This window comes from Acidiphilium sp. 34-64-41 (assembly GCF_002282635.1).
Classification (GTDB): Bacteria; Pseudomonadota; Alphaproteobacteria; order Acetobacterales; family Acetobacteraceae; genus Acidiphilium; species Acidiphilium rubrum.
Genome location: NZ_NCJX01000016.1, coordinates 1 through 13,719 on the forward strand (window position 1 = coordinate 1; position 13,719 = coordinate 13,719).

General features: G+C 61.9%; 12 protein-coding genes and 3 tRNA genes. 8 read left to right on the forward strand and 7 right to left on the reverse strand.

Annotation, left to right across the window (positions count from 1 at the left end; all coding sequences use genetic code 11):
- Window positions 1–461: 461 nt before the first annotated feature.
- Window positions 462–1,010 (forward strand): FkbM family methyltransferase, encoded by a 549-nt coding sequence (locus tag B7X49_RS04860; RefSeq protein ID WP_286703295.1) that lies wholly within the window; start codon window positions 462–464, stop codon window positions 1,008–1,010.
- Here B7X49_RS04860 and B7X49_RS04865 read toward each other — a convergent pair.
- Entirely contained in the window at window positions 994–2,166 is a 1,173-nt protein-coding gene (locus B7X49_RS04865; RefSeq protein ID WP_286703296.1) for a site-specific integrase, read from the reverse strand. The two genes, B7X49_RS04860 and B7X49_RS04865, sit on opposite strands and share 17 nt — an antisense overlap.
- A 198-nt stretch (window positions 2,167–2,364) precedes the next feature.
- A tRNA-Ser gene (locus B7X49_RS04870) sits at window positions 2,365–2,454 on the reverse strand.
- Between the two features lie 98 nt (window positions 2,455–2,552).
- Here B7X49_RS04870 and B7X49_RS04875 point away from each other — a divergent pair.
- From B7X49_RS04875 to murA, 3 genes are read left to right on the forward strand one after another with little or no spacing between them, the layout of a single operon-like run.
- Window positions 2,553–2,744: a hypothetical protein gene (locus tag B7X49_RS04875; protein WP_286703297.1), complete on the forward strand. Its 192-nt coding sequence runs from the start codon at window positions 2,553–2,555 to the stop codon at window positions 2,742–2,744.
- Complete coding sequence (gene dcd / locus B7X49_RS04880; protein ID WP_286703298.1) at window positions 2,735–3,289, forward strand: dCTP deaminase; 555 nt, start codon at window positions 2,735–2,737, stop codon at window positions 3,287–3,289. The genes B7X49_RS04875 and dcd overlap by 10 nt, the downstream gene beginning before the upstream one ends.
- Before the next feature lie 6 nt (window positions 3,290–3,295).
- On the forward strand, window positions 3,296–4,552 hold the full coding sequence (murA, locus tag B7X49_RS04885) for a UDP-N-acetylglucosamine 1-carboxyvinyltransferase (protein WP_029310800.1): 1,257 nt from the start codon (window positions 3,296–3,298) through the stop codon (window positions 4,550–4,552).
- A 277-nt stretch (window positions 4,553–4,829) separates the two neighbouring features.
- Here the strand turns inward: murA and nusG are convergent, their stop codons facing one another.
- The 5 genes from nusG to B7X49_RS04910 all read right to left on the reverse strand — a co-directional run bounded on the left by nusG (window position 4,830) and on the right by B7X49_RS04910 (window position 6,973).
- A complete protein-coding gene (gene nusG / locus B7X49_RS04890; RefSeq protein WP_029310801.1) occupies window positions 4,830–5,360 on the reverse strand; it encodes a transcription termination/antitermination protein NusG in 531 nt (176 codons plus the stop codon).
- 4 nt (window positions 5,361–5,364) lie between these two features.
- Entirely contained in the window at window positions 5,365–5,559 is a 195-nt protein-coding gene (secE, locus tag B7X49_RS04895; protein ID WP_029310802.1) for a preprotein translocase subunit SecE, read from the reverse strand.
- A gap of 61 nt (window positions 5,560–5,620) precedes the next feature.
- Window positions 5,621–5,697 (reverse strand) — tRNA-Trp (locus B7X49_RS04900).
- A 97-nt stretch (window positions 5,698–5,794) separates the two neighbouring features.
- Window positions 5,795–5,868 (reverse strand) — tRNA-Gly (locus B7X49_RS04905).
- Between the two features lie 43 nt (window positions 5,869–5,911).
- Complete coding sequence (locus B7X49_RS04910; RefSeq protein ID WP_286703300.1) at window positions 5,912–6,973, reverse strand: SDR family oxidoreductase; 1,062 nt, start codon at window positions 6,971–6,973, stop codon at window positions 5,912–5,914.
- Window positions 6,974–7,089: 116 nt separating this feature from the next.
- Between B7X49_RS04910 and B7X49_RS04915 the strand changes: the two genes are divergently transcribed.
- The 4 genes from B7X49_RS04915 (at window position 7,090) to alaS (ending at window position 13,718) form a co-directional block, all read left to right on the forward strand.
- Window positions 7,090–8,721: an acyl-CoA dehydrogenase family protein gene (locus B7X49_RS04915; protein WP_286703301.1), complete on the forward strand. Its 1,632-nt coding sequence runs from the start codon at window positions 7,090–7,092 to the stop codon at window positions 8,719–8,721.
- A 12-nt stretch (window positions 8,722–8,733) separates the two neighbouring features.
- Window positions 8,734–9,798: an aldose epimerase family protein gene (locus B7X49_RS04920; RefSeq protein WP_286703302.1), complete on the forward strand. Its 1,065-nt coding sequence runs from the start codon at window positions 8,734–8,736 to the stop codon at window positions 9,796–9,798.
- Between the two features lie 164 nt (window positions 9,799–9,962).
- The gene (recA, locus tag B7X49_RS04925) at window positions 9,963–11,003 is read left to right on the forward strand and encodes a recombinase RecA (RefSeq protein WP_286703303.1); all 1,041 of its coding nucleotides are present in this window, start codon (window positions 9,963–9,965) and stop codon (window positions 11,001–11,003) included.
- Window positions 11,004–11,126: 123 nt separating this feature from the next.
- Window positions 11,127–13,718 carry an alanine--tRNA ligase gene (gene alaS, locus B7X49_RS04930; protein ID WP_286838471.1) on the forward strand — a complete coding sequence of 864 codons (2,592 nt, stop codon included), beginning with the start codon at window positions 11,127–11,129 and terminating at the stop codon, window positions 13,716–13,718.
- The last annotated feature ends 1 nt before the right edge of the window (window position 13,719 follow it).

The following is a 13,719-nucleotide window of genomic DNA, read 5'->3' on the forward strand; positions in this document are numbered from 1 at the left end:
GGCGGCGCCGAGGCGCCAACCTATGCCCAGCTTTATTCGGGAGCATGGGTCCACCCCACATGTAGTGGGTGTCTGACTTAACCGGATAGGCACGGGACATTCTTTTGTCGATTGGTTTTTTCGATCCAAGATTTGGTCAGTACGGTAACGAGCATACAGACTTGTCAATTAGGGCTGTTCGGTCAGGCTATGGCGGAATAATAAGAGAGCCGGATGGCTTGCTCTTTTACTGCATTAATACGGGACTTGACCTGAACGGCAGCACTTCGAATGGAACTAGTTCCGACCTTGAAATAGCTGGAAAAGTCTGGCGAGAGGTTGGGCCTGATCAAATTTATCGCCATGCGTGGCGTAATGATGACGAAAGAGCCGAATTTCTAAATGAGATATCGATGATATCATGATAATTCTGAAATTTGTCGAATTTTTTTGATTTTTCTGTTCCGAGCAAGGGGGTATAAGTGCGCAAGGTTTTTATAGATCTAGGGGCAAATATCGGATTGGTTTCCGAAGAGTTCGCCGCCAAAAATCCGGAACATGAGATTTTTTGCATAGAACCGAATCTTGCACTGATGCCGGAGATTCATCGGCGCGGCGTTGATGGTGGGCGAGCGTTCAATGTGGTATGCGCAGCGGCCTGGATCACGGATGGGACATTGGATTTCTTTCATTCTGGCCCTCCTGGAGCAGCTACCGTTATACCCGGAAAAGTGGAAATAAACGATTGGCCTCAAATCGATTATAATAACGCTGTCCGTGTTCCCTGTTTTGATTTCGGAAAATGGCTCCGAACCAATTTCACTTTAATGGATGACATAACGGTGAAAATGGATATCGAGGGGGCTGAGTACGAGCTTCTCGATCACATGTTTCGCGATAAGTCGATTTTTTTAGTGCGCGAACTTTTTTGCGAATGGCACCATGATCGGTTTCCAGAAATCACTATAGAGCGCCACTCAACTTTGATCGACTCACTGAAAGCCGTGACCCATCTCAAGTCATGGACTTAGTTGTTTCCGCGCTTCCATGAATCTCATCATATCGCGTCATAACAAGATTTGTTTTCTCGACGGGGTCAGGATCGTAATATCTGGCTAATATTTGCACGGTCTGATGTCCCGTCGTGTTCGCAAGATCAAGAATGTTGACATGATATTTCGCCAGCCTCGTGCAGCCCCAATGACGGAAATCGTGAAAAGTCTGATGCCGGAGATCTGGGTGATCTTGCTTTATGTCGCTATAAAGCCTTTGCCAGCGTGTTGACACAGTGTTGGCCGGTATCGGTTCGGCGGCGTCGCCAAAACTTGGGAATGCCCACCCGGATTTTCCGTCATGATTCCCCTGCCATTCGCGTAGGGCACTTCGTACGATCGGCAAAAGCGGAATCCCGCGCTGTTTCCCGTTTTTTGTGATTCGTATGGCTGGTTCATCAGGCTCTACCTTAGCCGTGGGCGGTAGAAGAATGTAGCCGGCCTCCAAATTTATCCATTCCCAGCGTAATTTTCTGATTTCGCCTTGCCTCATCGCTGTCCATGCGGCCAAAATTACGAAGGTTTTCATCCAGCGGGCACGGCTCGCGGCGGCATACTCAAGTATCAAGCCTTCCAGATTAATGTCAGGCACTGAGATGCGGGCATATTCGGCGGCTGGCCGCGCGATACCCTTGACTGGATTATCAATTTTGAGTTGCAGCTTCGATCGGCCGTATTCGAAGACCGCACTTAGCAAATTCACGGGGTTGCTGATCGTCGTCGCCTTCGGCTTTCCACCGAGTCGTGTCGTTCTATTCGATTCCGTATCCATCCAATCAAGGATGTGGTGAGGCCGAATCGATGCGACAGGAAGTGACGCCCATTGCTGGCGCTGCCACATTCGAATGCGGTCTCTCGAAGCCTTCTGACCGCTTTCCGCTTTAATCGGGACTACTTTTTCAAGATAACTGTCCAGCAATTCGCTTAGGCTCATGGCCTTGGCTTTCGCCTTCTCCTGAAGCCTCTCGCCGTAGTCGTCGGCGTCCAGCGCGATACGCTGAGCCTCCAGCCACACCTTCGCTTCCACGAGCGTCTCAAACATGCGCATCGCTTTGCGACCGTCGCGATAAATTCTTGCCCGGTAGCTGCCGTCTTTAATGTCGATGCCCTTGGGAAGCTTTTTTCGGATTGCCATGAGACAGATTTGTTCGTCTTGTCCGATTAAATCAAGAAAATTCGTTTAAAAAATGGAAAAATTTCTTGCTTTGGGAGTTTTTTTCGGATTGCCACACGGCTAATTTGTCCGTTTTTGTCCGATTAAATCAAGAAAATTTGTTTAGAAAATGGAGAAACCACCTTCTCAACTAAAAAAATGAGCAAAATCAAAAGTTTATGGCGGAGAGGGTGGGATTCGAACCCACGGTACGCGTTAACGCACAACGGTTTTCGAGACCGTCCCGATCGACCACTCCGGCACCTCTCCGTCTCGGGGCGGCTTATAGGCAAAGGTTTCGGGGGAGGCAACTGGAGCGCGCATGCCGCACTCTTGACGCGATGAGGCCAAAGACGCTTTGTCCCGCCATGAACGACCAACCGAAGAGCAACACCCCCCGTACCCACGCCGAAATCGTGGCCGAGGCGCGGCGGCGGCGGGAGGCGGCGGCGTTGCGCGCCAACCTCGGCCGGCGCAAGGCGCAAAGCCGCGAACGGTCCGAGCCCGATGACCTGACACCGCCCAATGACCCGATACAGAAAGAGACAGCATGCCGGTAATGCCCGATCGCTGGATTCGCGAACAGGCGCAGACCCGCGCCATGATCGAACCCTTCGTTGAAACCCAGAAACGCGATGGCGTGATTTCCTACGGCCTGTCGTCCTACGGGTACGACGCGCGGGTGGCGGATGATTTCAAGATTTTCACCAATGTCGATTCCGCCGTGGTCGACCCCAAGGATTTCGCGCCGAGCAGCTTCGTCGATCGCAAGGGGCCGGTCTGCATCATTCCGCCCAACTCCTTCGCGCTGGCCCATACCGTGGAGTATTTCCGAATTCCACGTGATATTCTGGTCATCTGCCTCGGTAAATCGACCTATGCGCGTTGCGGCATCATCGTGAATGTGACACCGCTCGAACCGGAATGGGAGGGGCAGGTGACGATCGAGATTTCCAACACCACCCCCCTGCCCGCACGGATTTATGCCAACGAGGGCATCTGCCAGTTCCTGTTCCTGCAAGGTGCGGGGCCGTGCGAAGTCAGCTACGCCGACAAGGCGGGCAAATACATGCGCCAAACCGGCGTTTCATTACCAAAATTGTGAGGATTTGTGGATAGAATTCGAATTGTGGGCGGCCGGCCGCTCGAAGGCATTATCGATATTTCCGGCGCGAAGAACGCGGCCCTCATCCTGATGACCGCCGGCCTGCTCACCGATGAGCGACTCGTGCTGACCAACGTGCCCGAGCTTGCGGATGTCGCGACCATGGGCCAGCTGCTCGCCCAGCACGGCATCGCGGTCGACCCGATCGCGCCGCGCACGCTCTCGCTCGGCGGGGTGATTACCAATACCGAAGCGCCCTACGATATCGTTCGCAAGATGCGCGCCTCGATCCTGGTGCTCGGCCCGCTGCTGACCCGCACCCGCGAGGCGCGGGTTTCGCTACCGGGCGGGTGCGCCATTGGCACGCGGCCGGTCGATCTGCACCTCAAAGGGTTGGAAGCCATGGGCGCTGAAATCCGGCTGGAGGGCGGCTATATCGACGCCACCGCGCCCCACGGGCTGCACGGCGCCACCATTACCTTCCCGTTCGTCTCGGTCGGCGCCACCGAAAACCTGATGCTCGCGGCAAGCCTGGCCGAGGGCGAGACCGTGCTGATCAACGCCGCCCGCGAACCGGAAATCAGCGATCTCGCCGCCTGCCTGGTCGCGATGGGGGCGCAGATCAGCGGCGTCGGCACCGACCGGCTGACCATCACCGGCGTCAAGGCGCTGCACGGCGCCGAACACGGCATCATCCCCGACCGGATCGAGGCCGGCACCTACGCCTGCGCCGCCGCCATCACCGGCGGTTCGGTGCTGCTGCGCGGCGCACGGCCGGATGATCTGGGCGCGGTGCTCGCAACCCTGGGCCAGGCCGGCGTCGATATCAGCACCACACCGGATGGGCTCAAAGTCAGCCGGCGCAACGGGCTGCACGGCACCGATGCGATGACCGAACCCTTCCCCGGATTCGCGACCGACATGCAGGCCCAATTCATGACGCTGATGGCCGTGGCGGAAGGCGCTTCGATGATCACCGAATCGATTTTCGAAAACCGCTTCATGCACGTGCCCGAACTCAACCGGATGGGTGCGCGCATCAATGTCCATGGTTCGTCGGCCATCGTGCGCGGCGTTGCCGCCTTGTCCGGCGCGCCAGTGATGGCAACCGACCTGCGCGCCTCGTTCTCGCTGGTGCTGGCAGGACTCGCAGCACGCGGCGAAACCATCGTCAACCGCGTCTACCACCTCGACCGCGGCTACGAAGCCGTCGAACGCAAACTCGCCGCCTGCGGCGCCACCATCGAACGACTGGCCGCTTGATTTCGGGCTCTGGTGGGGTGGGCCATGGGTAAGGAAGGCCAGGGGCTCTGCCCCTGGACCCCGTTAAAGGCGGAGCCTTTAAAATCCATTAGTTTTAGGCAAGGGGAGGGCGACACGGGCCAGATCGACGGAAAGTCCCAGGCAGCGCCCTCCCCTTGCCTAAAACTAGCGGGTTCTAAGGGCTAAGCCCTTAGTGGGGGGTTCGGGGGGCGAAGCCCCCTGATCTTACTAGCCCATGGCCCACCCCACCAGCGGCCGAAATGACGCCGCCGGGCGGTCAGACTTTTTCGACTTGGGCGTATTCGAGTTCGACGGGGGTTGAGCGGCCGAAGATCGAGACGGAGACTTTGACTCGGCCTTTTTCTTCATCGACGTCTTCGACGACGCCGTTGAAGCTGGTGAAGGGGCCGTCTGCGACGCGGACTTGTTCGCCGATTTCGAACACGACGGCGGGGCGGCGGGTTTCCGCGCCTTCCTGGACCTGGCGCATCATGCGTTCGGCTTCGGAGTCCGAGATGGGGGTGGGGCGGATTTTGGTGCCGAGGAAGCCGGTCACTTTGGGAATGTCGCGCACCAGATGCCAGGCATCGTCGCTCATTTCCATTTTGATCAGCACGTAGCCGGGGAAGAATTTGCGTTCGGCGTTGACCTTTTGGGCACGGCGGATTTCGACCACTTCCTCGGTCGGGACCAGGACCTGTTCGATTTCGTCGGACAGGCCTTTCTGGGCCGCGGTTTCGGTGATCTGGTTCGCGATTTTCTTCTCGAACCCGGAATAGACATGCAGAACATACCAGCGTTTTGCCACGGCTTTAACCCCCTACGCCGAACAGGAACCGCATGCCCAGCCCGATCACCTGATCCACCACGAGAAAGAACACGATCGTCAGCGCGACCATGGCGAGCACGACGCCTGTGGTCACCAGGGTTTCCCGCCGCGACGGCCAGGTGGTCTTCGAGGCCTCGATGCGCACGTCGCGCAGGAACTTCGCCGGGTTGAACGCCAATGCAGTCATGCTCCAGATTGCCTAAAAATGTCGTGTTGCGTGCCGGCCCAGAAAGACCGGTTGGCAGGGGTGGAGGGTCTCGAACCCACAGCCTCCGGTTTTGGAGACCGGCGCTCTAGCCAATTGAGCTACACCCCTGCAGTGACAGGTCGCTTGCGGACAACACGCGTCCGCTGGCTTGCACAACGTGCGGGCCCCGATGTCAAGGGCCGGCGCAGAAATGCCTGCCGGGCATTGGAGCGGGTGACGGGAATCGAACCCGCACAACCAGCTTGGAAGGCTGGGACTCTACCGTTGAGCTACACCCGCTCCGTACGGCTTCTATAATCGGCTGGGCTGCTGGCAGCAATGCTTATGGAATGAGCCGGTCGGCGCGGAGCTGGGTGAACAGGTCGTAGAACGCATCGTCGGTGGGCTGGTAGGCCGAAAATCCAAGGCGGCGGCTTTTCGACATGTCGGTGACAACCTCGATCGGCCGGCCGAGATCGGCATCGGTGTGCCAGGGCGAGGCGAGGCGTGCGAGGTCGGGTTCGGCGAGGCCGTGGTTTGCGGCGATGCTGCGCCAGAGCGGTGCGTCCTGCGCCATCTGCTGTTCCAGCGGTCGGATGGTGCCGTCGAACGGTGCGGGGGCGATGCCGAACCATTCGGCGATGCGCCCCCACATCCAGCTCCAGCGGAAGATGTCGCCGTTCACCACGTTGAACGCCTGGTCGCGCGCGGCCGGTGTGGTTGCGGCCCAGAGGATGTGTTGCGCGAGCAGGCGGGAATCGGTCATGTCGGTCAGGCCGTGCCATTGCATCGGCGAGCCGGGAAAGGTGAACGCCCGGCCCTGCTCGCGGCAGATGACCGCGTAGGTGGCGAGGGTGGTGCCCATGTTCATCGCGTTGCCGACCGCCTTGCCGATGATGGTGTGCGGGCGGTGCACGCTCCAGCCGAAACCGTCGCGCGCGGCGGCGGCGAACAGTTCGTCTTCCTGGGCGTAGTAGAAATTCTCGACATCGAGCCGGCCCTGGGTTTCGCGGAACGGGGTCTGCGGCAGGGTGCCTTTGCCGTAGGATTCGAACGGGCCGAGGTAGTGCTTCAGGCCGGTGACCAGGGCGACATGGGTGACCGAGCCGGCGGGGCGCATGGCATCGAGCAGGTTGCGGACCATGGCACCGTTGACGCGGATGTTCTCGGCCTCGGTGGCGCCGCGAATCCAGGTGGCGAGGATGACGAGGTCGGGTTTGATTGTTTTGAGCGCCTCGGCCAGGGCTGCCGCGTCGCGCAGGTCGGCGGGGATCGGGGTGACTCCTGGTTGCGCCTGCGGGTGGCGGGCGAGGCCGTGGACCTGCCAGCCCTGATCGAGCAGATGCGTGCATGACGCGCTGCCGACGATGCCGCTCGATCCCACTACCAATGCCGTGCCTGCCATGATCCGCTCCGTTGTTGTGCAGGGCGGCATCTGGGGATGGCTGGCGGGGTATGCCAGCGCTTCATGGCTGGGGTGAGCGCCGCGACAGGCGGTCCCGATCGGCCTATAGCGGTTGCATGATCGCGACCCATGACAGCATCAATCAGGTCGGTGAGCCGCCTGATTACAATGTCTATACCGCGGATGTCGCGCTCGGCGGCGCGGTGGCTGCGTTTGGCGGGGCGTGGGCGGAGGATCGGCTGGCCGCGTGCGGCGCGCGGATTGGCGCGGCGCGGCTGCGGGGGTTGGCGCGGGATGCCAATCGGTACGGGCCGGAGTTGCGGGCGTTCGACCGGTTCGGGCAGCGGATCGATGAGGTTGCCTATCATCCGGCGTGGCATGAGTTGATGGGGTTGATCCGCGGCGATGCCTATCATGCGCTGGCCTGGACGGCGGCGCGGCCGGGGGCGCAGGTGGCGCGGGCGGGGATTGCGTATATATGGGGCCAGGGCGAGCCGGGCGTGTGCTGTCCCGAAGCGATGACCTATGCCTCGATGGCGGCGCTGCGCCATGCGCCGGAATTGCTGGCGCGGTTCAGCACGGGGATTCTGGCGACGGCGTATGATCCGCGCGCGCTGCCGCCGGATGCGAAAGTGGCGCTGACGGTCGGCATGGCGATGACCGAGAAGCAGGGTGGCTCGGATCTGCGCCAGACCCGGACGGTTGCGCGCCAGGACGGCGGGCGATGGGCGCTGACCGGCCATAAATGGTTCTTTTCGGTGCCGATGAGCGATCTGTTTCTGACGCTGGCGCGCACCGATGCGGGGGTGAGCTGTTTTCTGGCGCAGGGCTGGCGCGATGACGGATCGCGCAACGCCGTTCGGATCCAGCGGCTCAAGGATAAATGCGGCAATCGGTCGAACGCTTCATCCGAGGTGGAATTCGACGGGCTGGACGCCGTGATGGTCGGTGAGCCGGGCCGGGGCATCGCGACGATCATTGAAATGGCGCATCTGACCCGGCTGGAATGCGCGATCGGTGCTGCGGCGCTGATGCGCCATGCGACCAGTCTTGCGGTGTTTCATGCAAGCCGGCGCACCGCGTTTCAGCGCGCATTGATCGATCAGCCGGTGATGCGCGCGGTACTCGCGGATATGGCGCTCGATGCCGAGGCGGCGCTGTGGCTCGCGATGCGGGCGGCCGCCGCGATCGATGCGGCACCGGATGATCCGGCCGAGGCGGCGCTGGCGCGGGTGATCGTGCCGGTTGCGAAATACTGGAATTGCAAGCGCGCGCCTGGTCTGGTTGCCGAGGCGCTGGAATGCCACGGCGGCAACGGGTTCATCGAGGAGCATCCGATCGCGCGGCTGTATCGCGAGGCACCGCTGAACGGTGTGTGGGAGGGTGCGGGCAATATCATCTGCCTCGATGTGCTGCGGGCACTCGGCCGGACGCCGGGGGCGGCGGATGCGCTGCTGACCCTGCTGGCACCGGCGCGCGGGGTGGATGCGGCGCTGGATGGGCTGATCGCGGGCGTTGGGGCGGTGCTGGCGGCATCGGATGCGCCGGAAGCCGCGGCGCGGCGGTTGGTCGAGCTCATCGCGCTGGCGATCGCTGCGGCGCTCCTGGTGCGCCACGCGCCGGTGTACGTGGCCGAAGCCTTCATCCGGTCGCGGATCGCGGACCCGGGTCTTGCGTATGGCGCGCTGCCGGCCGATCTCGACCATGCGGCCCTGGCGCGCCGTGCTGCGATCATTCCAACCGACTGAGGATAGATGCCGATGCAAGATGCGATAATCACCGAATATGGCACCACCGCCGATGGCGCGCTGGTGCGGCAGGTGACCTTGCGCAACCGTGCCGGCATGAGCGTCGCGGTGCTGGACTATGCCGGGGCGATCACCGCGATCATGGTGCCGGACCGGAAGGGCGCGTTCGGCAACGTCGTGCTCGGCTGCACCAACATGGCCGATTACGAGAGCAAGAGCCCGTATTTCGGCGCGCTGCTCGGGCGCTATGCCAATCGGATTGCCGGCGGGCGATTCAGCCTGGATGGCGAGGTGTTTCATCTGCCGGTGAACAACGGGCCCAATACCCTGCACGGCGGGTTGAAAACCGGTGCGACGCCGAATTTCGGGCATCGGATCTGGGATATCGTGACCGCGAGCGCGCGGTCGGTCACGCTGCAACTGGTCAGTGCGGATGGCGACAACGGGTTTCCCGGCACGCTGACCGTGACGGTGGTGTACACGCTGGAGGAGGACAACGCGGTGCGGATCGACTACGCGGCGCAGGTGGAGGGCCGGCCGACCGTGCTCAATCTGTCCAACCATACCTATTTCAATCTCGCGGGGTCGGGCAGCGCGCTCGATCAGATCGTGACGATTCCGGCCAGTTTTTTCCTGCCGACCGATGCCGGGCAGATCCCGACCGGGATTCTGCTGGCGGTGGAGGGCACGCCGATGGATTTTCGCACGCCGCACGCGGCCGGTGCGCGGATCGGCGCCCCGTATGAGCAACTGACGCTCGCCGGCGGGTATGATCATTGCTACGTCCTCGACAAACCGGCGGGCGCGATCGGGCCGGCCGCGACGCTGCACGATGCGGTATCCGGCCGGGTGCTGAGCATCGAGACCAGCGAACCCGGCATGCAATTCTATACCGGCAACAATCTGACCGGCACCATTACCGGGCAGGATGGCGCATTGATCCGCCCGGGTGACGGTATTGCGTTCGAGACCCAGCACTACCCGGATGCGCCGAACCAGCCGCATTTTCCGACCACGCGGCTCGACCCCGGGCAGGCGTTCCGTTCCACCACGATCTGGCGGTTTTCGGTCGCCTGAGAACATCATAGGAACAAATAGTTAATAAATCCTTACCAGACGCGTTGCTGTTCTGTTCTCTCCATGCGAAACTCATACTCGACGAGTCGCATCGTGAAGCCTATGGTTATTTCCCGCCTAAGTTGCGCTGCCGATCCTGAAACACACGCTTGAGGAGTTGACCGATGGAAAAAAACAAGGCTCTCGACGCTGCCCTGGTGCAGATCGAGCGGGCATTCGGCAAAGGCTCGATCATGCGGATGGGCGCACGGCCGGGCAATGAGGAGATCGACGTGGTGCCGTCCGGATCGCTCGGGCTCGATCTGGCGCTCGGCATCGGCGGGTTTCCGCGCGGCCGGGTGATCGAAATCTACGGGCCGGAATCCTCGGGCAAGATCACGCTGGCGTTGCACGCGATTGCCGAGGCGCAGAAGCGCGGCGGCACCTGCGCGTTCATCGATGCGGAACACGCGCTCGACCCGATCTACGCGCGCAAGCTTGGCGTCGATGTCGATAACCTGTTGATCTCGCAGCCCGATACCGGCGAGCAGGGGCTGGAAATCGCCGATACGCTGGTCCGCTCCGGCGCAATCGATGTGCTGGTGATCGATTCGGTGGCCGCCCTGGTGCCGCGCGCCGAACTCGAGGGCGAGATGGGCGACAGCCATGTCGGCCTGCACGCGCGGTTGATGAGCCAGGCTTTGCGCAAGCTGACCGGCTCGATCTCGCGCTCGAAGACCATGATGATCTTTCTGAACCAGATCCGGCTGAAAATCGGCGTCATGTTCGGCAATCCGGAAACCACCACCGGCGGCAATGCGCTGAAATTCTATGCTTCGATCCGGCTCGAAATCCGCCGCATCGGCGCGATCAAGGACCGCGAGGAAGTGACCGGCAACCAGACCCGCGTGAAAGTGGTGAAGAACAAGCTGGCGCCGCCGTTCCGCCAGGTCGAATTCGACATCATGTATGGCGAGGGCATCTCGAAGGTCGGCGAGTTGATCGATCTTGGGGTGAAGGCCGGAATCGTCGAGAAATCCGGCGCCTGGTTCAGCTATGACAGCGTGCGCGTCGGCCAGGGACGCGAGAACGCCAAGCAGTTCCTGCGCGATCATCCGGACATGGCGGCCGCGATCGAGAAGCGCATCCGCGATCAGGCCGCGGTGGTCGAGAAATCGATGATGGTGGCACCCTCCGAGAGTGAGGTGGCCGAAGCGGCGGAGTAACGCCGCAGGGTTGGCTTTCGTGATCGAACGGACGAAACCGGTTCGCCCGGAAAGATGACAGCGATGCCATGAGGCGGTATGCCTGGGAAACAAGCCGATTTTCCAGGGACACCTCGCCGCTCCATGACATCCAGCAACGATATCCGTGCCACGTTCATCGATTATTTCCAGCGCCACGATCACGAGGTGGTGCCAAGCGCACCGCTGGTGCCGCGCAACGACCCGACCTTGATGTTCGTCAATTCGGGCATGGTGCCGTTCAAGAATGTGTTCACCGGCCAGGAGAAGCGCCCCTATGTGCGCGCGACCTCGGCGCAGAAATGCGTGCGCGCCGGCGGCAAGCACAACGACCTCGACAATGTGGGCTATACCGCGCGCCACCACACGTTTTTCGAAATGCTGGGCAATTTTTCGTTCGGCGATTATTTCAAGGAACAGGCGATCACCAATGCCTGGACGCTGCTGACGCGGGATTTCGGCCTTGCGAAAGATCGGCTGCTGGTCACGGTCTATCACAGCGACGATGAAGCCGCTGCGCTCTGGCGGAAGATTGCCGGTCTTTCGGATGAGCGGATCATTCGGATCACGACCGATGATAATTTCTGGCGCATGGCGGATGTCGGGCCGTGCGGCCCGTCATCGGAAATCTTCTACGATCATGGGCCGCACATCGCGGGCGGTCCGCCGGGCAGCCCTGAGGAGGATGGCGACCGGTTCATCGAAATCTGGAACCTCGTGTTCATGCAGTATTTCGAGGATGCGGCGAAGACGCTGACCCCCCTGCCCCGCCCCTCGATCGATACCGGCATGGGGCTGGAACGGTTTGCCGCCATCATGCAGGGCAAGCACGACAATTACGATACCGATACGCTGCGGGCACTGATCATGGCCTCGGCCGAAGCCTCTAACACCGATCCTGACGGCGCACATAAAACCAGCCACCGGGTGATCGCGGATCATCTGCGCGCCACGGCTTTTATCATCGCGGATGGCGTGCTGCCCTCTAACGAAGGGCGCGGCTATGTGCTGCGCCGGATCATGCGCCGCGCGATGCGCCACGCGCATCGGTTGGGCATGCGCGAGCCGTTCATCTACCGGCTGGTACCGGCGCTGACCCGGCAGATGGGGGTTGCCTATCCCGAATTGCAGCGGGCGGAGCCGCTGATCGTCGAGACGCTCAAACTCGAGGAGGCGAAATTCGCGATCATGCTCGAACGCGGCCTGTCGCTGCTCGATGACGAGGTGAGCCGGCTTGGCGCGAGCGCGCCGCTGGCGGGTTCAGTCGCGTTCAAACTTTACGACACGTTCGGTTTTCCGCTCGACCTCACGGAGGATGCGCTGCGCGAGCAGGGCCGCAGCCTCGATCGTGACGGGTTCGATTCCGCCATGGCCGAGCAGCGCACCCGCGCCCGCGCCGCCTGGGCCGGCAGCGGCGATGCCGCGGAGTTCCTTGGCTACGCCACGGAAGACTCCGATGCGAGCGTCACCGGCCTGATCGTCGATGGCGCGCCGGCCGAGAGTGCCGCCGCCGGCCAGAGTGTCGCCATCATCCTCAATCAGACGCCGTTCTACGCGGAATCGGGTGGCCAGGTCGGCGATACCGGCACCCTGCTCGCCGAGGGGCTGGAGGTGGCGATTACCGACACGCAGAAGAAAGCCGGTGATCTGTTTGTGCATCATGGCACGGTGCGGACCGGTACCGTGACACGCGGCCAGACCGTGCACGCCACGGTGGATCACGCGCGGCGCGGCGCGATCCGCGCGCATCATTCCGCCACGCATCTGCTGCATGAGGCGCTGCGCCAGGCGCTCGGCCCGCATGTGACGCAGAAGGGCAGCCTGAATGCGCCGGACCGGCTTCGGTTCGATGTGTCGCAGCCACGGCCTGTCACGTTCGCCGAATTGCGCGATGTCGAACGCGCGGTGAACGCCCGCATACGCGAGAACAGCCCGGTGGAAACCCGGCTGATGACGCCGGATGAAGCGGTCAAGCGCGGCGCCATGGCGCTGTTCGGCGAAAAATATGGCGATGAGGTGCGCGTGGTTTCGATGGGCATCGGCGATGGCGCAAAATCCGCCTATTCGATCGAATTATGCGGCGGTACCCATGTCAGCCGCACCGGTGATATCGGCGCGTTTCGTATATTGGCGGAATCCGGCGTCGCCGCCGGGATTCGCCGCATCGAGGCGGTGACCGGAGCGGCGGCGCTGACGGCGATCGAAACCGATGCCGATCTGCTGGCCGAAGCCGCGACCGCACTGAAAGCGCCACCCTCCGAAGTGCCGGCCCGCATTGTTGCCCTGCTCGACGAACGCAAGCGCCTGGAACGCCAGATCGGCGAATTGCAGCGCAAGATCGCAACCGGCGCCGGTGAAGCCGCCGTGGAAGACGTGGCGGGGGTGAAACTCTCCGCGCGCAATCTGGGCGATGTCGCGCCGCGCGATCTGAAATCGCTCGCCGATTCAATTCTGAAATCGATGGGTCAGGGCGTGGTGGCGCTGGTCTCCACCGCCGATGGCAAGGCGAGCATCGTGGTCGGCGTATCGGACGATCTGACCGCGAAACATAACGCCGTCACTTTGGTGCGCGCGGCCGCCGAAGCGGTAGGCGGCAAAGGCGGCGGCGGGCGGCCCGATATGGCGCAGGCCGGCGGCCCGGATGCCACCCAGGCCGACGCCGCACTGGCCGCGGTGCGCGCGGCCCTCGCGGCGTAAC

Excerpts from the sequence above, each read along its gene's own strand:
- B7X49_RS04865 (WP_286703296.1), bottom strand. The coding sequence starts at position 2,166 with ATGGCAATCCGAAAAAAGCTTCCCAAGGGCATCGACATTAAAGACGGC.
- B7X49_RS04875 (WP_286703297.1), top strand. The coding sequence starts at position 2,553 with ATGAACGACCAACCGAAGAGCAACACCCCCCGTACCCACGCCGAAATC.
- dcd (WP_286703298.1), top strand. The coding sequence starts at position 2,735 with ATGCCGGTAATGCCCGATCGCTGGATTCGCGAACAGGCGCAGACCCGC.
- B7X49_RS04910 (WP_286703300.1), bottom strand. The coding sequence starts at position 6,973 with ATGGCAGGCACGGCATTGGTAGTGGGATCGAGCGGCATCGTCGGCAGC.
- B7X49_RS04915 (WP_286703301.1), top strand. The coding sequence starts at position 7,090 with ATGATCGCGACCCATGACAGCATCAATCAGGTCGGTGAGCCGCCTGAT.
- B7X49_RS04920 (WP_286703302.1), top strand. The coding sequence starts at position 8,734 with ATGCAAGATGCGATAATCACCGAATATGGCACCACCGCCGATGGCGCG.
- recA (WP_286703303.1), top strand. The coding sequence starts at position 9,963 with ATGGAAAAAAACAAGGCTCTCGACGCTGCCCTGGTGCAGATCGAGCGG.
- alaS (WP_286838471.1), top strand. The coding sequence starts at position 11,127 with ATGACATCCAGCAACGATATCCGTGCCACGTTCATCGATTATTTCCAG.